This window comes from Symbiobacterium terraclitae (genome assembly GCF_017874315.1).
GTDB lineage: Bacteria > Bacillota > Sulfobacillia > Symbiobacteriales > Symbiobacteriaceae > Symbiobacterium > Symbiobacterium terraclitae.
This window is the reverse complement of record NZ_JAGGLG010000021.1, coordinates 40,799-61,773: the sequence shown is the minus strand read 5'-3', so window position 1 is coordinate 61,773 and position 20,975 is coordinate 40,799. Positions and strand designations below refer to the sequence as shown.

At 68.0% G+C, this 20,975-nt stretch carries 24 protein-coding genes; 11 read left to right on the top strand and 13 right to left on the bottom strand.

The genetic code is table 11. The annotated features are described in order from the left end of the window. Window positions 1–23 precede the first annotated feature (23 nt). Together J2Z79_RS12265 and J2Z79_RS12260 are read left to right on the top strand one after the other, a co-directional pair. The gene (locus J2Z79_RS12265) at window positions 24–1,289 is read left to right on the top strand and encodes a Bcr/CflA family efflux MFS transporter (protein ID WP_342589480.1); all 1,266 of its coding nucleotides are present in this window, start codon (window positions 24–26) and stop codon (window positions 1,287–1,289) included. A gap of 45 nt (window positions 1,290–1,334) precedes the next feature. Continuing rightward, complete coding sequence (locus tag J2Z79_RS12260; RefSeq protein WP_209467182.1) at window positions 1,335–1,973, top strand: nitroreductase family protein; 639 nt, start codon at window positions 1,335–1,337, stop codon at window positions 1,971–1,973. A gap of 716 nt (window positions 1,974–2,689) precedes the next feature. Here the strand turns inward: J2Z79_RS12260 and J2Z79_RS12255 are convergent. From J2Z79_RS12255 to J2Z79_RS12245, 3 genes are all read right to left on the bottom strand, one after another. Further along, window positions 2,690–3,457: an amino acid ABC transporter ATP-binding protein gene (locus J2Z79_RS12255; RefSeq protein ID WP_245302685.1), complete on the bottom strand. Its 768-nt coding sequence runs from the start codon at window positions 3,455–3,457 to the stop codon at window positions 2,690–2,692. 1 nt (window position 3,458) lies between these two features. Beyond that, on the bottom strand, window positions 3,459–4,115 hold the full coding sequence (locus tag J2Z79_RS12250; protein ID WP_209467181.1) for an amino acid ABC transporter permease: 657 nt from the start codon (window positions 4,113–4,115) through the stop codon (window positions 3,459–3,461). Window positions 4,116–4,186: 71 nt separating this feature from the next. Continuing rightward, window positions 4,187–5,086, bottom strand: coding sequence for an ABC transporter substrate-binding protein (locus J2Z79_RS12245; RefSeq protein ID WP_209467180.1), 900 nt, complete (start codon window positions 5,084–5,086; stop codon window positions 4,187–4,189). Between the two features lie 129 nt (window positions 5,087–5,215). On the opposite strand from J2Z79_RS12245, the gene J2Z79_RS12240 reads away from it, so the two are divergent. After that, window positions 5,216–6,034 carry a hypothetical protein gene (locus J2Z79_RS12240; RefSeq protein WP_209467179.1) on the top strand — a complete coding sequence of 273 codons (819 nt, stop codon included), beginning with the start codon at window positions 5,216–5,218 and terminating at the stop codon, window positions 6,032–6,034. Window positions 6,035–6,142: 108 nt separating this feature from the next. Here the strand turns inward: J2Z79_RS12240 and J2Z79_RS12235 are convergent, their stop codons facing one another. The 10 genes from J2Z79_RS12235 to J2Z79_RS12190 form a co-directional block, all read right to left on the bottom strand. Beyond that, a complete protein-coding gene (locus J2Z79_RS12235) occupies window positions 6,143–6,400 on the bottom strand; it encodes a putative signal transducing protein (RefSeq protein WP_209467178.1) in 258 nt (85 codons plus the stop codon). Window positions 6,401–6,508: 108 nt separating this feature from the next. Then, window positions 6,509–7,237, bottom strand: a complete 729-nt coding sequence (locus tag J2Z79_RS12230) for a hypothetical protein (RefSeq protein ID WP_209467177.1) — start codon at window positions 7,235–7,237, stop codon at window positions 6,509–6,511. 54 nt (window positions 7,238–7,291) lie between these two features. Next, window positions 7,292–8,734, bottom strand: coding sequence for a CCA tRNA nucleotidyltransferase (locus J2Z79_RS12225; RefSeq protein WP_209467176.1), 1,443 nt, complete (start codon window positions 8,732–8,734; stop codon window positions 7,292–7,294). 5 nt (window positions 8,735–8,739) lie between these two features. Beyond that, on the bottom strand, window positions 8,740–9,588 hold the full coding sequence (locus J2Z79_RS12220; protein WP_245302684.1) for an HAD-IIB family hydrolase: 849 nt from the start codon (window positions 9,586–9,588) through the stop codon (window positions 8,740–8,742). Between the two features lie 150 nt (window positions 9,589–9,738). Then, a complete protein-coding gene (locus tag J2Z79_RS12215; protein ID WP_209467174.1) occupies window positions 9,739–10,374 on the bottom strand; it encodes a thiamine diphosphokinase in 636 nt (211 codons plus the stop codon). A gap of 47 nt (window positions 10,375–10,421) precedes the next feature. Beyond that, window positions 10,422–11,024: an RNA polymerase sigma factor gene (locus tag J2Z79_RS12210; protein WP_280953708.1), complete on the bottom strand. Its 603-nt coding sequence runs from the start codon at window positions 11,022–11,024 to the stop codon at window positions 10,422–10,424. Between the two features lie 177 nt (window positions 11,025–11,201). Continuing rightward, window positions 11,202–12,092, bottom strand: a complete 891-nt coding sequence (locus tag J2Z79_RS12205) for a DUF72 domain-containing protein (protein ID WP_209467172.1) — start codon at window positions 12,090–12,092, stop codon at window positions 11,202–11,204. 72 nt (window positions 12,093–12,164) lie between these two features. Further along, window positions 12,165–12,518 carry a spore coat protein gene (locus J2Z79_RS12200; protein ID WP_245302698.1) on the bottom strand — a complete coding sequence of 118 codons (354 nt, stop codon included), beginning with the start codon at window positions 12,516–12,518 and terminating at the stop codon, window positions 12,165–12,167. Further along, the gene (locus J2Z79_RS12195; RefSeq protein WP_209467170.1) at window positions 12,511–12,786 is read right to left on the bottom strand and encodes a hypothetical protein; all 276 of its coding nucleotides are present in this window, start codon (window positions 12,784–12,786) and stop codon (window positions 12,511–12,513) included. The genes J2Z79_RS12200 and J2Z79_RS12195 overlap by 8 nt, the downstream gene beginning before the upstream one ends. A gap of 78 nt (window positions 12,787–12,864) precedes the next feature. After that, window positions 12,865–13,479, bottom strand: coding sequence for a superoxide dismutase (locus J2Z79_RS12190; protein WP_209467169.1), 615 nt, complete (start codon window positions 13,477–13,479; stop codon window positions 12,865–12,867). A 277-nt stretch (window positions 13,480–13,756) separates the two neighbouring features. Between J2Z79_RS12190 and udk the strand changes: the two genes are divergently transcribed. The 8 genes from udk (at window position 13,757) to J2Z79_RS12150 (ending at window position 20,959) form a co-directional block, all read left to right on the top strand. Further along, window positions 13,757–14,392, top strand: a complete 636-nt coding sequence (udk, locus tag J2Z79_RS12185) for a uridine kinase (RefSeq protein WP_209467168.1) — start codon at window positions 13,757–13,759, stop codon at window positions 14,390–14,392. An 88-nt stretch (window positions 14,393–14,480) separates the two neighbouring features. Further along, complete coding sequence (locus J2Z79_RS12180; RefSeq protein ID WP_209467167.1) at window positions 14,481–14,714, top strand: NifU family protein; 234 nt, start codon at window positions 14,481–14,483, stop codon at window positions 14,712–14,714. 29 nt (window positions 14,715–14,743) lie between these two features. Continuing rightward, the gene (locus J2Z79_RS12175; RefSeq protein WP_209467166.1) at window positions 14,744–15,040 is read left to right on the top strand and encodes a hypothetical protein; all 297 of its coding nucleotides are present in this window, start codon (window positions 14,744–14,746) and stop codon (window positions 15,038–15,040) included. Between the two features lie 312 nt (window positions 15,041–15,352). After that, window positions 15,353–17,008 carry a peptide ABC transporter substrate-binding protein gene (locus tag J2Z79_RS12170; protein ID WP_209467165.1) on the top strand — a complete coding sequence of 552 codons (1,656 nt, stop codon included), beginning with the start codon at window positions 15,353–15,355 and terminating at the stop codon, window positions 17,006–17,008. Window positions 17,009–17,100: 92 nt separating this feature from the next. Beyond that, entirely contained in the window at window positions 17,101–18,033 is a 933-nt protein-coding gene (locus J2Z79_RS12165) for an ABC transporter permease (protein ID WP_209467164.1), read from the top strand. 3 nt (window positions 18,034–18,036) lie between these two features. Then, window positions 18,037–18,954, top strand: a complete 918-nt coding sequence (locus J2Z79_RS12160) for an ABC transporter permease (protein ID WP_209467163.1) — start codon at window positions 18,037–18,039, stop codon at window positions 18,952–18,954. An 11-nt stretch (window positions 18,955–18,965) separates the two neighbouring features. After that, the gene (locus J2Z79_RS12155) at window positions 18,966–19,970 is read left to right on the top strand and encodes an ABC transporter ATP-binding protein (RefSeq protein WP_209467162.1); all 1,005 of its coding nucleotides are present in this window, start codon (window positions 18,966–18,968) and stop codon (window positions 19,968–19,970) included. A gap of 41 nt (window positions 19,971–20,011) precedes the next feature. Further along, a complete protein-coding gene (locus tag J2Z79_RS12150) occupies window positions 20,012–20,959 on the top strand; it encodes an ABC transporter ATP-binding protein (RefSeq protein WP_209467192.1) in 948 nt (315 codons plus the stop codon). The last annotated feature ends 16 nt before the right edge of the window (window positions 20,960–20,975 follow it).

The window sequence follows — 20,975 nt, the reverse complement described above, 5'->3', positions numbered from 1 at the left end:
AACAGGAACGGGAGGCCTTATCCGTGAACGACAGTCTGCCGGTGGAGCAGCGGTACCTGAGGAAGGCGGGGCTGGTCATGCTGATCACCGTGCTCAACATGACCGCCCCCCTGTCCACCGACATGTACCTGCCGTCGTTTCCCACGATGATGGCGTACTTCGGCGTGCAGGCCAGCGTGCTCAACCTGACCCTCGTAGGCTTTTTCTTCTTTTTCGCGGTCGGCATGCTGCTCTTCGGCCCGTTCAGCGACCGGTTCGGGCGAAAGCCGGTGCTGGTCGCGGGCCTGGGCGTCTACATCGCCGCCTGCCTCCTCTGCGCGGGGGCGACTTCGGTCTGGCAGCTCATCCTCTTCCGGATCCTGCAGGCCCTGGGGGCGGGCTGCATGGTCTCCGTCTCCACGGCGCTGGTGAAGGACTGCTTCTCCGGCCGGCTCCGCGGCACGATCCTCGCCACCATCCAGTCGATGTCCGTGGTGGCCCCGATGCTGGCGCCGGTGATCGGCGCCCTGATCGTGCAGTACGCCTCCTGGCGCACCACGTTTCTCGTGCTGAGCGGCATCTCGCTGCTCTCGCTCACCGCGGCGCTGTTCCTGCAGGAGCCACTCAGGCCGGAGGCCCGGCTGCGGGGCGGCGTGTGGAGCAGCCTGGCGCGCCTCTTCGTGGTGGCCCGCAATCGCTCGTTCATCCGCTTCCTGGCGATCGTGGGGCTGATCCCGACCGGCTTCATGGCCTACATCGCCGTCAGTTCCTATATATACATCGACTTCTTCGGGCTCTCGGAGTCGGCCTACAGCTTCTTCTTCGCGACCAACGCGGCCATCTCCGTCCTGGGCCCGCTGACCTACATCCGCATCAACGGCCGGGTCGCACCCCGGAAGCTGATCACCGCCGGCCTCAGCCTGACCCTGGGCGGCGGGCTGGCCGTGCTCCTGGCGGGCCGGCTGGCGCCCCTGGCGTTCCTCCTCTCGTTCATGCCGTTCACGTTCGGTTCGAGCCTGATGCGGCCCATCGCCACGGACATCCTCCTCAACCAGCAGGAGACGGACACGGGCTCCGCGGCCTCGCTGATCAACTTCGGGAACACGGTGATGGGCTCGCTGGGCATGGTGCTGGGCACGCTGCCATGGCCGACCTTCGTGACGGGCCTCGGCACCATCGCCGCAGGCGCCTCCCTGATCGCTTTGGCGGGATGGTTCCTGCTGCTCCGGTCCGACGTCCCGCTGAGCGGCGTCAAGCCCGGTCCCCGCCCCGCAGCCGTTCCGGCCTCCTCCGGAAGCGGTGCCAGGTGATCACGCTGACGGCCTCCCGTCAGCTTGCAAAGGAGAGAGTCTCAGATGCAGTACAGGACGGAGCCATGCGACGTGTTGGAGGCGATTGCACGCCGGCACAGCGTGCGGGAGTTCCGCCCCGATCCGGTGCCCGATGAGGTCCTGATCGCCCTGCTCGAGGCCGCCCACCAGGCCCCGAGCGCCATGAACCATCAGCCCTGGGAGTTCGTCGTGGTCAGGCGCCCGGAGACCAAGGCCGCCCTGGCCGCCGCCACCGCAGGCCGCAACGCCCAGATCGTGCAGACGGCCGGGGCGTCGATCGTCTGCCTCGCTTCGCTCCGGCAGGCGGACGCCCTGGCGGACCGCATCGAGGCGCAGATCAGGGCCGGGCAGGCGCCGCCGGAGCGCCAGGCGCTGGTGCAGCGGCTGCGGGAGGACCAGGCCCACCGGCAGGCGCTGGTGCTGCCCAACACGTACACGGCCGTGGGCTTCCTGCTCCTCGCCGCCACCAGGTACGGGCTAAGCACCCTCTGGATGACCGGCTTTGACGGCGAGAGGGTCAAGGCCGCCGTGAGCGTGCCCGCGGGGGACTACCTCTTCGCCGGCGTGGTGGCCGTGGGGCACCCGGCGGAGGGATGGGAGCAGCCGGCCCGGACCCGCCGGCCCCTGGAGGAGATCTACTCGTTCGAGCGGTTCGGGAAGTAGGTTGCGTCACAGGGCTCGCTGGGCGTGGGTGACGGGGGTGAGCCGTGCGTCGGCCGCCTGGCACCCGCGCCCTGTTCACGGGCACGCCGGCCGCTCGCGGGCCGGTCTGCCCGGCGACGGAACCTGGCCGCCCTTGGGGCGGGCTGGCCAGACCGCCCTCAGGATGGGTCTGGGCTGGACGCCCGCGCGGTTCACCCGTGAACTGGCGAGAAGCGGGTTCGCATGCCCCGCCGCCGCGCAAGGGCTCCAAGACCGCGACGGGAGAGATACGGGGAAATCTTCCCCGTATTTTTCACGAAATACAGGGAGCCGCTCCCCCTAATACCGTGATGTCAACTCGATCGCGGCCAACGACTAGTCGAACGCTGTCTCATGCTGTCGAAAACGCGTTCCCAAAGGCCGGATCACCTGGCTTGAGGCGCCGCGAGTCCCGCCAAGCAGCGCGATAGGGTGCCGTTTTCCCTGCACTTCGTGAAAAATACTGGGAAGTTCTCCCCGTATTTCCTGATGCCCGTTTCGGGGCGGTCAAGGTTGAGCAGGATGCACACACCGGTAACGGTTAACCGATGGAAATCGACGTTGCAGTGCGGTGCGGCCGGCTCCCTGTTTCTGTGTGCAACCTGAGGGAGGGGCGGATCGCCCGAATGGGTGACCCGCCCCTCCCTCACACTGTACAGGATTGCCCTCTCCCTGTCGCACAGCGATCGCCTGAGCCCTCAGTGCAGCACCTTGGACAGGAACTCCCGGGTCCGCGGGTGCCGGGGCTGGCCGAAGATCTGCTCGGGGGGGCCCTCCTCCACGATCAGGCCGCCGTCCATGAAGATCACCCGGTCGCCCACCTCCCGGGCGAAGCCCATCTCGTGGGTCACGACCACCATGGTCATGCCGTCGTTGGCGAGGTCCTGCATCACCTGCAGCACCTCGCCCACGAGCTCCGGGTCCAGGGCCGACGTCGGCTCGTCGAAGAGCATCACGTCGGGCTCCATGGCCAGGGCCCGGGCGATGGCCACCCGCTGCTGCTGGCCGCCGGAGAGGAAGTTGGGGTACTGGCTCGCCTTGTCGGCGAGGCCGACCCGCCGGAGCAGGCTGAGCCCCAGCTCCTCCGCCTGCGCCCGCGGCATCTTGCGCACCTGGATCGGCGCCTCGATCACGTTCTCGAGCGCCGTCATGTGCGGAAACAGGTTGAAGCGCTGAAAGACCATGCCCATGCGGGCCCGCTGCGCATCCAGCACCTTCTCCGGCAGGGGGACGAGCCGGCCGTCCACCAGCCGCTGCCCCACCTCTTCGCCCTGGAAGAGCACCCGCCCGGCGGTGGGCTTCTCCAGGAAGTTGATGCAGCGCAGCAGGGTGGACTTGCCCGATCCGGAGGGGCCGATGACGACCACGACCTCGCCCTTGCTGATGGTGAGGTCGATGCCCTTCAGGACCTCCAGCTTGCCGAAGCTCTTCTTCAGCCCCTCGATGGTGATGATCGGCTCTGTCATGCTATCCCCTCGCCTCCAGCTTCTTCTCCAGGTGGCTGGCCAGGGTGCTGAGACCGACGGTGACCACGAGGTAGAAGACCGCGGTCCACACGAAGGTCTGGGCGACCAGGGCGGTGCGCGAGACGAACTGCTGCGAGTACTTCATCAGCTCCAGGATGGAGATCGACGAGGCCAGCGAGGTGTCCTTCGTCAGCGCGGCGAGCTCGTTGACCATCGGTGGCAGGAGCCGGCGGTAGGTCTGGGGCAGGATGACCCGGCGCATCGCCATGCCGTAGGACATGCCCAGGGAGCGGGCCGCCTCCATCTGCCCCCTGTCGATGGACTGGATGGCCGCCCGGATGATCTCGGCGATGTAGGCGCCGGCGTTGAGGCTGAAGGCGACCACCGCCGCCTGGAACGCCGGGAGCCGCAGCCCCATCTGCGGCAGGGCGTTGTAGATGAAGAGCAGCTGGAGCAGGAGCGGGGTTCCACGGAACAGGGTTACGTACCCGCTGGCCGGAAGCGTGAAGAGCGGGTTGCGGGAGATGCGCGCCAGGGCCGCCAGCAGTCCCAGCAGGGTGCCCACCAGTGCGGAGATGAACGTGAGCGAGAGCGTGACGCCCAGGCCCTCGAGGAGCACGGGCAGGATGTTGATGGTGTGCGCGATGAACCGTTCCATTCGGAATCACCCACTTTCCACGACTACGGCAAGCCCGACGCACACCGTCGCCGGTTCACCCACCGCGCGGGTTACTGACCCGCCGCGTCGCCGAACCACTTCACGGCCAGCTGCTGCAGGGTGCCGTCGGCCTTCAGCTCGTCCACGGCCTTCTGGATGGCCTCCCTGAGCTCGGTCTCGCCCTTGCGCAGCGCGATGCCGATCGGGTCGGGCTCCATCTCCGCGGCGCCGGTCACCCGGTAGAGGTCGGGATCGAGCTTGGCGTAGTAGCCGGCCACCGGGGAGTCGATCGCCACCACGTCAGCCATGCCGTTGGCCAGCTCGCGGAAGGCGTCCGTCGCGTAGGGGAAGGAGCGCAGCTCCTTGGGCTGGATGCCCTGGTTGGCCATGAGGTCCTCGATGTAGTACTGGGCGGTGGTCTCCTCCTGGACGACGACGACCTTGCCGGCCAGGTCGGCATCGGTCTTGACCTCAACGCCGGGGCGCGAGGCGTAGGAGATGCCCATGGTGATGTACTGGACGAAGTCCATCTCCTTCTGCCGGTCCTCGGTGATGGTCATCGAGGACATGATCGCGTCGTAGTGGCCGCCGAGCAGGCCGGCCTGAATGCCGCTCCAGTCGATGATGACGAACTCGGCCTTCACGCCCAGCTTCTCCGCGATCGCGCCCGCCATGTCGATATCGAAGCCGATCGGGGTCTTGCCGTCCTCATCCACGAACTCCATGGGCGGATAGGAGGCGTCGATGCCCACCCTCAGCACGCCCTCGGCCTGGATCCGCTCCAGGGAGTTGGCCGGCTTCTTGTCCTCGCCGCCCGAGGGCTGCTGGGTCTGGCCGCCGGACTGCTGCTGCGTCCCGGTCCCGCTGCCGGACTGGCCGCCGTCCGACGGCTTGACCCCGCCGCACGCGGTGAGCGCGGTCATCGCCAGCAGCAGGATAACCAGGAGGAAAGCGGAACTCTTTCTCATCATCGCTGAACCCCCACCCTTTCTTTCTATACTGCAGTGAATCATCACCGCAACAGATGATTTGACCAAGATTCGCCGCAAATCCAGTAGCACCTTCTAATCGCCATTCACAATTTGAAAGGAGTTGTTGTAATGAGCAGCCCCGTCATCACGCCAGAACCGGAACCGGCACCGCCCAGGTTCGGCTGGCCAGTGCGCCTGCTCCGCTGGCTGGGCCTGCTGCTGCTCATGGCCGGCGTAAGCCTGGGCACCGCCTTCCTCATCGTCGAGCTGCGCCTGAACGCCGTGGCGACCTCTGTGGCGACCAGCACGGAGGCCGAGCTCCAGACCCTGCGGCAGGAGACCCTCGACGAGGTGGCCCGGCTGCGCGCCGAGCTGGCCACCGCCACATCAGCCCTGGAGGCGCAGGTGCGGGAGCAGCAGGCGGCGCTGGAGGCAGACATGAAGCGGGTCGAGGACGCGGCCGCAGCGGCAGGGCTGCTGATGGAGAAAGACGGCAACCTGACCACCCTCGAGGCGCGCCTCGCCGAGATCGAGACGCTGAAGCTCGACCTGCGCGCGGCACGGGAGGAGATGGAGGCCAAGCTCAAGGCCCTGGAGGAGTCGGTGAAGGAGCAGGTGGCGTCGTCGGAGCAGGAGACCGCGGCCGCGCTCTCGCTGGAGATGACGGTGAAGGGGCTGTTGATCAAGGCCCAGGGCGAGGTCCTGCTGGCCCAGGTCCACTGGGCCGAGGGAAACCGGGGGCTCGCCCGGGATGAGCTGGCCATCGCCCACCGGACGCTGATGGACGCCCTGGCGGCCGCCCCCGCCCAGGCGCAGCCCGACCTGCAGAAGGTCGTGGACCTGGCGGAGTCGACCAAGGCGGCGCTGATCCTGGACTCCACCTCCGCACGGGACCAGCTGAACCTGCTCTGGCACGAGGTGAGCGCCCGGCTGAGCCGGGGCTGGTGACGGCGAAGAAAGGGCGCGCATCGTGAAGATGAAATCGGGAGGGGCAGCCAGATCGGCCGCCCCTCTCCCATCGCTCCGTTGCCTGTGGCACCGCCCTCGCCGGCGTCCTCATTCTCCCCGGTCCTGCTCAGCCGGCCCCTGGTCCTCCCGGGCGCGCAACACCTCGCCTGCGGCCTCCTCCTGGTCCGGCGGCACGAGGATCGAGATGTACCCCCCGACCCTGGCGGGACCCAGGATGAAGGGAAGCGCCTGCGCACCGCGGGCCTCCGTGACCACAGGGATGCCGCTTGCCTCCAGGAGACCCCGTATCAGCTCGGCCTCAACGTGGTCCGGTGCCTTGTAGACCTCCACCCACTCGCGACTCATCGCTTTCCCTCCTGACTCGAGGCTTACCGCCAGGTCACCTGGGGCTGTGCAGGCGCATGCCGCCCCTTGCGGCACACCACACCCTGCGGCCACGGGCGGCCCTCCCGCTCACAGCGCAACGACACCGGGTGCGTCGAGGGGCCACGCGGCCTCCAGCGCTTCGGGCAGCCGCTGCACCCATTCGCCGGGGTCCATCGCCACCCCGCGGGGCACCCCGGCCCTGCGCAGCGCGTCTGCGTCCGCAGCCAGCACAACCGTGGGGATGCCGGCCAGCTCGATCAGCCGGGCCACGATGGCCGCGGCCGGCAGGCCGGAGCCGGCGGCCACCACCAGCACCACGTCTGCGCCCATCCGCCGGATGCGCCAGGCCACCGCAGGCCCGAAATCGGCCAGCAGCGGCAGCGGGTCGGAGACCGCCCCGGAGAAGCTGTAGGCGAAGGGAGCCACCGCGTCGATCGTCCCGGCGGCGGCCATGGCACGCAGCCGGTCCAGCGGGAAGACCCGGTTCACCTGTGCGCGCGCCTCCGCCTTGGCCTGCTCCTGGTCGTCGCTGCCCGACTCGCCGCTCACCTCGTCACCCACCGGGCCGTTCACCGCGTCACCGGCCGGGCCCTGCGCCGCGCCGGCCAGCGCGACGTCCGCCAGGTCCACCACGGAGGGGAACTCCCGGAAGGTCGGGTCTCCCCCCTCCCGGTCCGGGTCGAAGGGCTCGTGGAGCCCGTGCTTCAAATATACGCCCGCCGTCGTCACCAGAGCCACCTTCGACGCCGCCACCTCCCGCACCCACTGGCTCCAGGGCGTGAACGTCAGCGTCAGTTCCCCCGGCTCTGCCTTCATGTCCGATCCTGCCTCCCCTGCTGCGACAAGTCTGTCCCTTCCCAGCATAGCACCTCACGGGCGGCCCTGCCAGCCACCGGCGGCCAGTTCGGCCAGGCGCCTGAGCAGCACGTCCCGCCGGTTCCGCTCGGGGCGCTCCAGGACCTCCTCCAGCAGCGCCTCCAGAACCTGGCCCACGTAGGGGCCGGGACCCCGGCCGAAGGCGGCCATCACGTCGTGGCCGTCCACCGCCAGGTCGGTCACCTTCAGGGCGGCGTCGGCCGCCAGCACCCGCCGGATCCCGTCCAGCAGGGCCATCGTCTCCGGGCCCAGGTCTCCCTCCCGTTTCCCCGAGGCCAGGCGGTCCGCCCGGCGCAGCTGCACGAGGTCGTCCAGGTGCTCCAGGCCGATCCGCCGCACCATGCGGCGCAGGGCGGCGTCGGTGGCCGGGCCGTCCAGGTGCAGGTCCATGTGGAAGCGCACGAGGTGGACGGCCCGGGACCTGGTCTCGTTGTCGAACCGCAGGCGCCGGAGCAGCTCGTCCGCCATCTCGGCCCCGACCAGCTCATGCCGGTAGAAGTGGCGGCCGCCGTCCTCGTCCACCGAGAGGCAGCGCGGCTTGGCGACGTCGTGGAGCAGCGCCGCCAGCCTGAGGTGGAGCACCGGCGGCACCAGGGCCAGGGCCATCAGCGAGTGCTCCCACACCGGGAAGGCGTGGTACTGGTTCTGCTCCACCCCCACCATCTCCAGCAGCTCCGGGGCGAACTGGGCGAGCAGGCCCAGCTCCCGCAGGCGCTGCATGCCCCACGCCGGCCGGTCGGTCACCAGCAGGCGGGCGAACTCGGCGCCAATGCGCTCGGGCGCCACCCCGGCGAGGAGGGGAGCCGCCCGGGCGATCGCCGCGGCGAGCCCGGGCTCGATCTCCAGGTCGAACTGCGCGGCCAGCCGCACCGCCCGAAGCGCCCGCAGCGGATCCTCCCGCAGCCGGTCCTCGGGCCGGCCGCAGGCCCGGAGGCGTCCCGCCGCCAGGTCCCGCCGGCCGCCCAGCGGGTCGATGAGGCGCCCTGCGGCGGTGAGCGCCATCGCGTCGATGGTGAAGTCCCTGCGGGCCAGGTCGGCCTCGAGATCCTCCCCCCGGTACGGTGTGATCTCGTAGACCACCCCGTCCCGGGCCACCAGCACCGTGCCGGTCGCGCGGGCCGCGCCGATCAGCCGCCCGTCGGGGAACAGCCGGAGGATCTCCCCGGGTGTGGCGCTGGTCACCAGGTCCCAGTCCTTGGGCGCCTGTGCCAGCAGCAGGTCCCGAACCGCGCCGCCCACCAGCGCCGCCTCGTGGCCGGCACCGGCCAGCGCGGCCAGCAGGGCGCGCCCCGCCGGCGGCATGGCGCGCCGAAGCCGGCCGGGCAGGGTCAGCTGCGCCCAGCCCAGCCGGATCCAGAAAAGCGCTCTCGTGCCGAACGGCCGCGTTGCCGCTGCCAGGCCGCTGCGGGCCCCGTCCGCCGGTTCGGGGCGCGTCATCTCCCTCACCCCCGGCTCCCCAGCGCCCGCGCCACGGCCTCGGCGGGCGATGCCACCCAGTCCGCCGCCGCCAGGGCTGCCGGCTGACTGCCGGGCACCGCCACCCCGATCCCGGCGAAGCGGAGCATGGTCACGTCCATGGCGGCGTCGCCCACGGCCAGCACCGCCTCCGGCGGGATGCCCCGCTCCCGGCAGTAGCGGGCCAGGGCGCGGCCCTTGTCGACCGCCTCGTGCCAGACGTGGAGCACGGTCTCGCCCTCGATGTGGTCGCTCAGATCGAACTGGGCACGGGGCAGGCCGTCAGGAAACGCGGCCAGCACCCGCGCGACGGACCGGTCGCCGTAGACGGCGGCCATGGTCGGCGGGGAGGCGCACCGGTCGAGCGCCGGGTCGATCTCCGTGTACGGGTTCCAGTCTTCCCAGCCGTTGAAGTCGTCCGCCCGCCCCGTGGCGTAGGCGACGTCGGCGGCGAGGCCCAGCTCCCGTCCCCGGTCCCCTCCCGCAGGGCCGTCGGCACCCCCGGGTACCGCGACCGCGGCCGTGACGGCCAGCCCCTCGGCCAGCGCCAGCCGGCGGAGGGGGTGCCACGCCGCCGGCTCCAGCGGGAGGTGCTCGAGCACGCGCCCCGTCCCGTCGGCCACCACCAGGGCGCCCAGGTAGCAGATAGCAGGGCCGGTCATCGCCAGGGCGCGGTAATAAGGCAGGGTGGACCGCCACGACCGTCCGGTGACGATCATGACCTCCGCCCCGGATGCGCGGGCCTGCTCGACGGCCCGCAGGTTCTCCGCTGAGATACGCCCGGCACGGTCCACGAGGGTGCCGTCCAAATCGAACGCGAAGAGCCTGATGTTCATGATGCCATAGTAGCACAGTCCGGAAGATAACAGAATCCAGGTCCGCCCCCAACGGCGAACCTGGACAACCCCTCACGATCCGCCCGGGGCCGGCGCGGACCCGCGCCAGCGGAAGCCTGCACCGCCCTCTGCGGGCCCGGACGCGCGATCTCAATCCCACGCCTGGACGACGAGCAGACAGCCCTCTTCCACCGACACGTGTGCCTCGCGGTCGACGATCCGGTTGGAGATGCCCAGCGTCTCCCCCCAGCGCAGGGTGGCCCCGTGCAGCGACCAGTGCACGCCCCTCACGGTCACCCCCGACGCGGTGGGCGTGAGCGGCACCAGCGAGAGGAACGCCCCGGTTTCATGCGGCACCGTCAGCGACTCGCCTCCCCGGAGGATGCGGGCGATGGACCTGCCGTCCGTCATGGTCACCGGCACCGGGCTCGCGGGCAGCAGGTGGACGTTGGCGAGGGTGTGGTCCAGGCGGGTGCCCGACGCGCCGACGAGGATGACCTCCCCGGCGCCCCTGCGCACGGCCTCCTCCAGGGCGATCTCGCTGTCGGTCTTGTCCTTCTCCACCGGCACCTGCAGGATGGGCACGCCCTCGGCCCGCGCTTCCTGGAGAAGCTCGGACGGCAGGGAGTCGAAATCACCCAGCAACAGGTCGGGCCTGAGCCCCAGCGCGCGGGCGTGGCGCAGCCCGGCATCCGCGCAGATCACCAAGTCCGGCCGGCCCACCAGCCGCCGGACGCGCGCCAAGCGATAGACCTGTCCCGCTGCGAAAACGGCTGCTCTGATCATGCTCCGTCCCCTTCACGACGCTCTCCACCCAGTATACCAGAGGCAAACTAGTGGCCGGCCACCTCACCGGCGATGCGCCGCGTGCGCAGGATGCGGGCCAGGCCCTTCAGCCCGTAGTTGAGCCGGCTCTTCACCGTGCCCATCGGGATCGCCAGCCGCTCGGCGATCTCCTTGTAGCTCATGTTCCGGAAGAACCGCATCTCGATCACCACCCGGGACTGGGGCGGCAGCTCCGCCAGGGCGTCGAGAATCGCCTCGGTCATCCAGGCGCGCTCCGCCTCCTCCTCGGGATGCGCGAGAGTCAGACCGGGCGCAGCGCCCGACAGCTCCTCCGCGGCGGTACGGCGCCGGCGGAGGCAGTCGATGGCGCGGTTGCGGGCCACCCGGAAGAGCCATGCCCTCAGGTGTCCGTCCTGCAGGAAGGCGTCACCCTGTTGCCAGGCCTTGAGCAGGGTGTCCTGGCAGATCTCCTCGGCAGCGTGCCTGTCGCCCACAAGGCGGTGCGCATACTGCAGCAGGGCGCCGCCGTAACGTTCCATGAGCATGCCGAGCGCATCCTCATCCCCCGCCGTCAGGCGGCGGGCAATGTGGCCCCCCTCCTCCTCCCCTGCAGGAAGGGACCTCGCACCCTGGCTGGCCTGCCACGTCATGGCTCCTATCTCCCCCCAACGCCCCCACTCGGCCTGCGATTCGTGCGAATATTCCGTATTTTTTAGGGGGTCTAAACTGTTCCTTGTGGGATTACTTTACTACAAACAGATGCACCGCGCTGCCCCATTTTGCGAACGTATCTTAATTATGTTGCGCTGCTGTGACGAGCGCCCTTCCTAGAAGAGCCGAAGTTGGTGCGGTCGTTGCTCCTTCGCGGGCGGAACAGGCACGCCGCGCTCGTCCCGCTCGGGCGTAGGCAGCCCGAGGAGCTCCATCAGGTCCAGCGCGTTGCGCACCGCGTAGTTGGCCCGGTTGTTGTTCATCAGCAGGTGAACCTCGTCCACGTTGGGCTCCAGCTCCTGCCTGACCGGGTCCAGCCACTCGGCCAGCTCCTGCCTGGAGTACAGGTAGTCGAACCGCTGGGCCGAGGTCGTCCCCTTGATGTACCACGTCCGCGCGTTCCGTCCGTGGAACCGCACGATCGCCAGGCGGGGGTCGGTGACGGCGACGACGCGCGGCACCGTGCCGGAGCCCACCTGGGGCGCGTCGCAGGCGACGTGCACGGCCCGGATGTCCCGCAGGAACGCCAGGGTCTCCTCCCGGTTCTGTCCGGCGAACCACGACGTGTGGCGGAACTCCACCGCCACCAGCTGGTCGGCGAAGAACTCCCGGCAGAACTGCACCCACTCCCGCGACGCCTTCGAGCACGTGAACCAGGGCGGGAACTGAAAGTGAAAGGCGCCGAGCTTGCCGGCCTCCCGCAGGGGCTCGACGGACTCGGCGAAGCGCTTGAAGACCTCGAGCAGGTTCTCCTCGCCGGGGCGCGGCTCCCGGTGGTGCCGGGTCATCGCCCCGTACGCCTTTACGTTGAAGCGGAAGTCGGGCGGCGTGCGGGCGGCCCATCCCGCGAACCACCTGGCCGGCTGCAGGCGGTAGAACGTGCTGTCCACCTCCACCAGCGAGAAGTGGCGCGCGTAGTAGGAGAGCCGCTCCTGCGGGGGCAGCCCCTTCGGGTAGTACTCCTCGTGGTCGGACCAGGCGCAGGTGCCCACGCGAATCCGGGCCACGCCGCTCCCTCCCTTCGCTTCCATATTAACACACGATTCCCGCCCCCAAGAGGCGGGAATCGTGCTCGTACGTCAGTGCTGCCGAAAATGGTCAGGATGCTCTGCGGAGGCCGGATGCGCCTTCGGGTCTGCCGTGTGATACCGGCGGAAGGACGGAGGCTCCGTCAGGCCCAACCGGTCGTGTTCCGCTCTATAGCGCTCCCTGACCTGTGCGATGCGCTCCGGCGGAGCCATCTCCGTCGGGTACCAGCCCCGGGTGTGCAGGAAGCTGAACAGGACCTCCTGGTTGTGGGTCTCCTCGCCGTGCATGGCCAGGAAGAACTCCCGCACCCCGTTGTTGGTGGACTCCAGTGCCGCCCCGGCGTAAAGCCGGGCCAGCTCCTTCGCGCTGCAGAGGCAGTCCCGCAGCCGGTCCGCGTCAGTCATGCGCACCGTGATACCCCCTTCCCCCAGACTGCAAGAGCAGCTTGGCGTGCTTGGTGATATCGCCGGGGGCATCCAGAAGGCCGAGCAGCAGGTCCACCCGCCGGTGGTGGATGTCGGCGTGCTCCAGCATCAGCTGCCGGGCGTTGTCGTCCTCCATCTCCGCCGCGTAGTGGTGGGCCTTCTTCAGGGCCGTCAGCTCCGCGTCGAGCGCATGCTGCACGAACATCAGTTCCTGGTCGGTCAGCCGGTGCTCGGAATCGTGTTCCATGCCGTCCCGCCTCCTTCGCGCTTAGTATGGCGCGGCGGAAGGGGCGGCATGCCCGCACCCGGCAGGCCGGGACCGGTGCTACTTCTTGGCTGCGGCGTACCGCTCGGCCACCTTGTCCCAGTTGATCACGTTGAAGAACGCCTGGATGTAGTCGGGCCGGCGGTTCTGGTACTTCAGGTAGTAGGCGTGCTCCCACACGTCCATGCCGAGGATCGGCGTGTCGCCCTGCATCAGCGGGCTGTCCTGGTTGGCCGTGGAGTAGACCGCCAGCGTGCCGTCCTTGGTGACGACCAGCCAGGCCCAGCCGGACCCGAAGCGGCCGGCCCCGGCCTTGGCGAACTCGCTCTTGAAGTTCTCGAAGGAGCCGAAGGCGGCGTTGATCGCCTGGGCCAGCTCACCCGTGGGCTCCTTGGCCCCGCCGGGGGTCATGATCTCCCAGTACAGGGTGTGGTTGGCGTGGCCGCCGCCGTTGTTGCGCACCGCGGTGCGGATGGCCTCGGGAACGCTGTCGATCCCCCTGAGGAGCTCCTCGATCGACTTGGACTGCAGATCGGCATGCCCCTCCAGCGCCGCGTTCAGGTTGTTGACGTACGCGGCGTGATGCTTCCCATGGTGGATCTCCATGGTCTGGGCATCGATGTGGGGCTCAAGCGCGTTGTGCGGGTACGGAAGGGCAGGAAGCTGGAATGCCATGTCGGAACCCTCCTGACTTACTTATTCTCAATGATGCTTTCGTATCGTATGACGTCAGAACCTGGCGTAGAGGAATGGTCTCCCTGTGCTAGACTACCGAAACTCGCCAAGTTTTTCAACTCCCGCATACCCAAAGTTACCTGTTCCGCTGGGTGCCGCGCAGGCCCAGCGTGCCCCGGAAACCGGCCGCGGCGGACTCTTGCGCAGGTCAGACCCCTGGGCGATAATCGTACGGGGACATCCGGTTCCGGTAGTTGCCCGAAGGGGGTACTCATCCATGCCAGTCCCGAGTGCGGTCATCGCCATTGCCGGGGGAACCGGCTCAGGCAAGACCTCGATCGCCAACCGCATCGCCGCCGAGTTCCCAGAGCACGTCACGCTCCTCGCCCATGACGCGTACTACAGGGACAACAGCCACCTGAGCTACGAAGAGCGGGCCAACCTCAACTACGACCACCCGAACGCCTTCGACAACGACCTCTTCATCGCCCACCTGAGGGAGCTGAGGGCCGGCCGCCCGATCGAAAGGCCGGTGTACAACTTCGCCACCCACCTGCGGGAGCCCGGGACCGTGCGGGTCGAGCCCGCCCACATCATCGTCGTCGAGGGCGTGATGGTCCTGGAGGACCCCAGGATGCGGGAGCTGTACGACCTCAAGGTCTTCGTCGACACCGACGCCGACGTCCGCATCCTGCGCCGGATCATCCGCGACATCAACGAGCGGGGGCGCACGCTCGAGTCGGTCATCAAACAGTATCTTTCCACCGTGAAGCCCATGCATGAGGCGTTCGTCGAACCGACCAAGCGCTACGCGAACGTGATCATCCCGGAGGGCGCGCACAACCACGCCGGGCTCGAGGTGCTGATGGCGCAGGTGCGCCACCTGATCGCCCAGCGGGAGGCTCGGGTGTGAGCGGCTTTTCAGCGCCGCACCTCTGTGGTAAACTGAGCATGGTGCATCAGGCATAAGCCGAGTCGCACCGATTCGGGGGTGAACGAGCATGACGGAGGAGACGTTGTTCGCACGTGTCGAGCGGGCGCTGGACCTGATTCGCCCCGCGATTCGGATGGACGGCGGTGAGGTCGAGCTGATTTCCGTCGAGGATGGCGTCGCACGGGTGCGGATGATGGGCGCGTGCGGCGGCTGCCCGATGTCGACCATGACCCTGAAGATGGGCATCGAGCGGGCGATTCGGCAGCAGGTGCCTGAGGTCCGGGCCGTCGAGGCCATCTAGGCCGGCAAGGGGAGGCTCGGATCGCATCCATGCGAGAGGAACAACTGAACGAGGCTGAGCGCGAGCTGAGAGCGCGGGTCCATAGACAGATGGGGATGACGGCAGCCGTGATGGGGGTCATCGCTGCCGGCGTCGGGTTCTGGTGGATCAACCGGTCCTTCGGGGTCTCCCCCTGGGAGGCTCTGGCGTCTGCCCTGCCTCTCTTCGGCATCGTCGTCGCACTGCTGGCCGTCGCCGCCCTGGTTAGCCTGGGAGCGGCCCGGCTGGCCTACCTCACAGAACGTCTGGCACGCCGTCCCCCACAATCCGGGCAGACCGACGAATAGGCGGTCTGCCTTTTGTCGTGCGTCGCTGGAGCCCCGATTCGTATTTCTATTCTGACATCAAACAGAGCGGAGGATATCTAACCGTACGGATCGAAATGTCCTTTGGTGTTTTCCACAGCTGAAGCGCCGAGTCTGAGCCTCAGTCCGGTGCGGCACTTGTGGAAACTTTCCTTGCTGACGGTGACCTGTCCGCGCCGAGATCTCATCGAGGAGGTGGCTGAGCGGAGACTCGCCAGGCAGGCAACCGCCAGACCCACGGTCCCGGTCCGCCTACACAGAGACACAGAAGTACTTGAGGGAGGTTTACACACTATGCGCCGTTACGTGGCAGGCTTGCTGGCCATCGTAATGCTGGCAGCCGTCGGTTGTTCCCGGTCCGGCTCCGGTTCCGGCGACGAGATGGTCATTCGCATGAACATCGGCACCAACCCGCAGTCCCTCGACCCGCGCGTGAGCACCGGCCTGCCCGAGGCCCACGTGGAGATCGCACTGTGGGAGGGCCTGATGCGGCTGGACGACGCCGGCAACGCCGTTCCGGGTGCTGCCGAGCGGTACGAAGCGAACGAGGACAACACCGTATTCACCTTCTACCTGCGTGACGGCCTGAAGTGGTCCAACGGCGACCCGATCACCGCTGAGGACTTCGTCTGGTCCTGGAAGTCCGTCCTCGATCCGCTGCTCGCCTCGGAGTACGCCTATCAGATGTACTACATCAAGGGCGCCGAGGAGATGAACACCTTCACGAGCGACCCCAAGTGGGAGAACGCCAGCGACGAGGAGATCGCGGCTGAGTTCGAGCGGCTCGCCCAGAACTTCGGCGCCCGGGCCATCGACGACAAGACCATCGAGGTCACCCTCGCTGCGCCTGCGCCGTACTTCCTCTCTCTGACCGCTTTCCACACCTACTATCCCGTCCACCGGCCGAGCGTGGAGGCCAACCCCGAGGGCTGGTTCCGCGATCCCAAGACCACCGTTGGCAACGGCCCGTTCAAGATGGTCAGCTGGACCGACAAGGACAAGGTCGTCGTCGAGAAGAACCCCAACTACTGGGATGCCAAGAACATCAAGCTCGACAAGATCGAGTTCTTCCTGCTCGAGGAAGAGTCCACCGTCACCACCATGTTTGAGAGCGGCGAGCTCGACATCGTCGAGTCCGGCGTGAACATCGCCGAGCTGGACCGCCTCAAGAAGGACCATCCCGACAAGCTGAAGATCCTGCCTGACCTGGGCGTTTACTACTACCTGTTCAACGTGGAGAGGGCGCCGCTCAACGACAAGCGGGTCCGCCAGGCGCTGGCTATGGCCATCGACCGGGAGTCCATCGTGACCCAGATCACCAAGGGCGGCCAGGTCCCGGCCTTCTCGCTGGTTCCCGAGGGCATTCCTGAGGGCGACGGCGACTTCCGCAAGAACGGCGGCGACTACTTCACCGAGGACGTCGCCAAGGCCAAGCAGCTCCTCGCCGAGGCCGGCTATCCCGACGGCAAGGGCTTCCCGAAGCTGACCATTCTGTACAATACCTCTGAGGCTCACCAGAAGATCGCCGAGGCCATCCAGGCCCAGTGGAAGACCAACCTGGGCATCGACGTCGAGCTGACCAACCAGGAGTGGGGCGTCTACCTCGACAGCCGCTCCAACGGCGACTATGACATCGCCCGGGCCGGCTGGATCGGCGACTACATCGACCCGATGACCTTCATCGACATGTTCGTCACCGGCGGCGGCAACAACGACACCAACTGGGGCAACGCCCAGTACGACTCGCTGGTCAGCACCGCCAAGAACAGCGCCGACCAGAGCGTCCGCATGAAGGCCATGCACGACGCCGAGGCGCTGCTGATGGACGAGATGCCGGTCATGCCGATCTACCACTATACCCGGGTCATCCTGGTCTCTCCGAAGGTGCAGGGCTGGTCGATGCCGCTGACCTCGCCGCTGAACCTCCGGAACGCCACGATCAGCAAGTAGTCCCGGACAATCAGGACGGTGCAGGAAGCGCCACCGTGGCTTTCCGCGGTGGCGCTTCCTAAGATTCGGCCCCACGGGGATGGAGGGATACGATGGCCCGCTACCTGATGCAACGCATATTCACCATGTTTGTGGTTGCCTTCGTTGTGGTGACGGCCACGTTCTTCCTGATGAGGGCGCTCCCCGGCGGCCCCTTCAGCTCGGAGCGGAACGTGCCAGAGGCAATCCTCAAGAACCTCGAACGGCGATACAACCTGAACAAGCCGCTGCACCAACAGTACCTCGATTACGTCAAGGGCGTCGTCGTGTGGGATCTCGGCCCGTCCTTCAAGTACAAGGGCCTGACGGTCAACCAGGTCATCAACCGCGGCTTCCCGGTCTCGGCGAAGCTCGGCGGCACCTCCCTGCTCCTCTCCATCATCATCGGCATCCCCCTGGGGATCGCGGGTGCGATGAAGCACAACACGATCGGCGACCGCACCATCTCAGGACTGGCCATCCTGACGGCCGCGGCCCCCAGTTTCGTCATCGCAGGCCTGCTGCAGTATGTCTTCGCCTACAAGCTTGGCTGGTTCCCCTCGGCCACCTGGGGAGGCGGCCAGTTACGTTACATGGTTCTGCCGGTCCTGGCGCTGGCCAGCTACAACCTCGCCTGGATCGTCAAGCTGACCCGGTCCAGCATGCTCGAGGTGATCAACCAGGATTACATCCGCACCGCGCGGGCCAAGGGACTCCGTGAGGTCGTCGTCATCTACCGGCACATGATCAAGAACGCCATGGTGCCCGTGGTGGCATCGCTGGCCCCGATGACGGCCTCCATCCTGACCGGCAGCTTCATCGTGGAGAGCATCTTCGGCATCCCGGGCATCGGCCGGGAGTTCGTGCAGTCCATCACCAACCGGGACTACACGGTGACGCTGGGCATGACGGTCTTCTTCTGCCTGCTGCTGGTGGGCTTCACCCTCGTGGCCGACATCGTTCTGGCGCTCATCGACCCGCGGGTCCGGCTGGAGAAGGAGGGGTAGTCGATGGCCGCATCTGTTGATCAGCGATTTGCGCCCCTCCCCAACCGCAAGGCTGCTGCCGAGCGGATCACCACGCCGCCCATCAGCTTCGCCGCCGACGCCTGGCGCCGGTTCAAGGCCAACCCCATGGCCCTGCTGGGGCTCATCGTCCTGGTGATCTTCCTGTTCGCCTGTTTCATCGGTCCCCTGCTCACCCCGCACGACCCGATCACCCAGAACCTGGCGGGACGGGACCAGCCGCCCTCGCTCCAGCACTGGTTCGGCACCGACGCACACGGGCGTGACCTCTTCGAGCGCACGCTCTACGGCGGCCGTATCTCCCTGGCCGTGGCCTTCTTCGCCGGCCTGCTGCAGCTGGTGGTGGGCGTGACCTACGGCGCCACCGCCGGACTCCTGGGCGGCAAGTGGGACAACGTGATGATGCGCATCGTCGACATCATCGACACCATCCCGCTCACGATCTACGTCATCCTGCTGGCGGTCGTCATGGGGCAGGGCCTCACCTCGATCTTCATCGCCATCGGCATCGTCTACTGGACGAGCATGGCGCGGCTGGTCCGGGCGCAGGTGCTCTCCCTCAAGGAGCAGGAGTTCATGCTGGCGGCCAGGGCCCTGGGCGCAAGCCGCAAGCGGCTCGTGTTCCGCCACCTGATCCCCAACGCCATGGCGCCGATCGTCGTCGAGCTCACCTTCTCGATCCCCCGGGCCATGTTCACCGAGGCCTTCCTCTCGTTCATCGGCCTCGGCGTCAGCGCCCCGATGGCCTCGTGGGGCGTGCTGGCCTCCAACGGCTTCGAGGGCCTCCGCTCCTACCCGTGGGAGCTCGCCTTCCCGGCCGTGGCCATCATCATCGTCTCACTGGCGTTCAACTTCATCGGCGACGGCCTGCGCGACGCGCTGGATCCGAAGCTCCGCAGATAGGGGGGACGGCCGTGAACACGCTTCTCAGCATCGAAGGGCTTCAGACCAAGTTCAAGACCTACGCCGGTGAGGTTCACGCCGTCCGCGACGTCAACCTGACCGTCCGCGAGGGCGAGTGCCTGGCCATCGTCGGCGAGTCCGGCTCCGGCAAGAGCGTCACCATGCTCTCGGTGATGCGCCTGCTGGCCAAGAACGCCCGCATCGAGGGCAAGGCGATCTTCGGCGGCGTCGACCTGCTCAGCCTGCCTGAGCGCGAGATGCGCAAGATCCGCGGCCGCGACATCGCCATGGTCTTCCAGGACCCCATGACCGGGCTCAACCCGACCCTGACCGTCGGCCTGCAGCTGCGCGAGGGCATGATGCAGCACCTGGGCCTCACCCGGGCCGAGGCCGACAAGCGGGCCATCGAACTGCTCAACCTGGTGGGCGTGCCCGCGCCGGAGCGGCGGCTGCGGCAGTACCCGCATGAGTTTTCCGGCGGCATGCGGCAGCGCGTGATGATCGCCATCGCCCTGGCGTGCAACCCGCGGCTGATCATCGCCGACGAGCCCACCACCGCCCTGGACGTGACGATCCAGGCGCAGATCCTCGACCTGCTCAAGCGGCTCAAGAAGGAGTTCAACGCCTCTATCATCATGATCACCCACAACCTCGGCGTGGTCGCCGGCATGGCGGACCGCGTGGCCGTCATGTACGGCGGGCGGGTCGCCGAGGTCGGCACGGTGAACGAGATCTTCGAGCAGCCCAAGCACCCGTACACCTGGGCACTGCTGCGGGCGGTCCCGCGGCTCGACCGGTCGCGCACCAGGCTGGAGGCCATCGCCGGCTCACCGCCCAACATGCTCCAGCCGCCCCCGGGCTGCCCGTTCCACCCGCGCTGTGCGTACGCCATGAACGTCTGCGCCGCGGAGGCGCCCCAGATGACCGACCTCTCCAGGGAACACCGGGCGGCGTGCTGGCTGTTGCACCCGGACGCACCGCCTGTCAGCTTTGATCAGGAGGTGAGGAAGGCGTGACCCAGCAAGCCATCCCGCTCGTAGAGGTCAGAGGCCTCAAGATGCACTTCCCGATCACCGCCGGCTTCCCCATCCCGCGCCAGATCGGGGCGGTGCAGGCCGTCGACAACGTCAGCTTCACGATCCAGCCCGGCGAGACGCTGGGCCTGGTGGGCGAGTCCGGCTGCGGCAAGACCACCGTCGGCCGCACCCTCCTCCGCCTCTACCAGCCCACGGCCGGCGAGGTGTTCTTCGAGGGCAAGGAGATCTCCCGCCTGCCGGAGCCGCAGTTCCACCCGTACCGCCGGAAGATGCAGATGATCTTCCAGGATCCCTACGCCTCCCTGGACCCGCGCATGACCGCCGCCGACATCATCGGCGAGGCCATCGACATCCACAACCTGGCCACGGGCCGGGAGCGCATGGACCGCATCTACCACCTGCTGGACCTGGTCGGCCTGCTGCCCGAGCACGCCAACCGGTTCCCCCACGAGTTCTCGGGCGGCCAGCGGCAGCGCATCGGCATCGCCCGGGCGCTGGCCGTGGAGCCTCAGTTCATCGTGTGCGATGAGCCGATCTCGGCTCTGGATGTCTCGATTCAGGCGCAGGTCGTCAACCTGCTGGAGGACCTGCAGGAGCAGCTGGGACTGGCCTACCTCTTCATCGCCCACGACCTCTCGATGGTGAAGCACATCTCCCGCCGCATCGCCGTCATGTACCTGGGCCGCATCGTGGAGCTGGCCGAAAGCGACACGCTGTACGAGCGGCCGATGCACCCCTACACGCTGGCGCTGCTCTCGGCTGCGCCGATCCCCGACCCGAAGGTCGAGACGACCCGCCAGCGGATCCTGCTGGAGGGCGACCCGCCCAGCCCGGTGAACCCGCCTCCCGGCTGCCGGTTCCAGAAGCGCTGCTCCTACGTTCAGGAGCGGTGCCGCACGGAGGACCCGCAGCTGGTCGAGGTGGAGAAGGGCCACCAGGTGGCCTGCCACTTCCCCGTGGGGAGCTGAGGCCTCCCGGGCTGCG

Excerpts from the sequence above, each read along its gene's own strand:
- J2Z79_RS12260 (WP_209467182.1), top strand. The coding sequence starts at position 1,335 with ATGCAGTACAGGACGGAGCCATGCGACGTGTTGGAGGCGATTGCACGC.
- J2Z79_RS12255 (WP_245302685.1), bottom strand. The coding sequence starts at position 3,457 with ATGACAGAGCCGATCATCACCATCGAGGGGCTGAAGAAGAGCTTCGGC.
- J2Z79_RS12250 (WP_209467181.1), bottom strand. The coding sequence starts at position 4,115 with ATGGAACGGTTCATCGCGCACACCATCAACATCCTGCCCGTGCTCCTC.
- J2Z79_RS12245 (WP_209467180.1), bottom strand. The coding sequence starts at position 5,086 with ATGATGAGAAAGAGTTCCGCTTTCCTCCTGGTTATCCTGCTGCTGGCG.
- J2Z79_RS12240 (WP_209467179.1), top strand. The coding sequence starts at position 5,216 with ATGAGCAGCCCCGTCATCACGCCAGAACCGGAACCGGCACCGCCCAGG.
- J2Z79_RS12235 (WP_209467178.1), bottom strand. The coding sequence starts at position 6,400 with ATGAGTCGCGAGTGGGTGGAGGTCTACAAGGCACCGGACCACGTTGAG.
- J2Z79_RS12230 (WP_209467177.1), bottom strand. The coding sequence starts at position 7,237 with ATGAAGGCAGAGCCGGGGGAACTGACGCTGACGTTCACGCCCTGGAGC.
- J2Z79_RS12225 (WP_209467176.1), bottom strand. The coding sequence starts at position 8,734 with ATGACGCGCCCCGAACCGGCGGACGGGGCCCGCAGCGGCCTGGCAGCG.
- J2Z79_RS12220 (WP_245302684.1), bottom strand. The coding sequence starts at position 9,588 with ATGAACATCAGGCTCTTCGCGTTCGATTTGGACGGCACCCTCGTGGAC.
- J2Z79_RS12215 (WP_209467174.1), bottom strand. The coding sequence starts at position 10,374 with ATGATCAGAGCAGCCGTTTTCGCAGCGGGACAGGTCTATCGCTTGGCG.
- J2Z79_RS12210 (WP_280953708.1), bottom strand. The coding sequence starts at position 11,024 with ATGACGTGGCAGGCCAGCCAGGGTGCGAGGTCCCTTCCTGCAGGGGAG.
- J2Z79_RS12200 (WP_245302698.1), bottom strand. The coding sequence starts at position 12,518 with ATGACTGACGCGGACCGGCTGCGGGACTGCCTCTGCAGCGCGAAGGAG.
- J2Z79_RS12195 (WP_209467170.1), bottom strand. The coding sequence starts at position 12,786 with ATGGAACACGATTCCGAGCACCGGCTGACCGACCAGGAACTGATGTTC.
- J2Z79_RS12190 (WP_209467169.1), bottom strand. The coding sequence starts at position 13,479 with ATGGCATTCCAGCTTCCTGCCCTTCCGTACCCGCACAACGCGCTTGAG.
- udk (WP_209467168.1), top strand. The coding sequence starts at position 13,757 with ATGCCAGTCCCGAGTGCGGTCATCGCCATTGCCGGGGGAACCGGCTCA.
- J2Z79_RS12180 (WP_209467167.1), top strand. The coding sequence starts at position 14,481 with ATGACGGAGGAGACGTTGTTCGCACGTGTCGAGCGGGCGCTGGACCTG.
- J2Z79_RS12175 (WP_209467166.1), top strand. The coding sequence starts at position 14,744 with ATGCGAGAGGAACAACTGAACGAGGCTGAGCGCGAGCTGAGAGCGCGG.
- J2Z79_RS12170 (WP_209467165.1), top strand. The coding sequence starts at position 15,353 with ATGCGCCGTTACGTGGCAGGCTTGCTGGCCATCGTAATGCTGGCAGCC.
- J2Z79_RS12165 (WP_209467164.1), top strand. The coding sequence starts at position 17,101 with ATGGCCCGCTACCTGATGCAACGCATATTCACCATGTTTGTGGTTGCC.
- J2Z79_RS12160 (WP_209467163.1), top strand. The coding sequence starts at position 18,037 with ATGGCCGCATCTGTTGATCAGCGATTTGCGCCCCTCCCCAACCGCAAG.
- J2Z79_RS12150 (WP_209467192.1), top strand. The coding sequence starts at position 20,012 with ATGCACTTCCCGATCACCGCCGGCTTCCCCATCCCGCGCCAGATCGGG.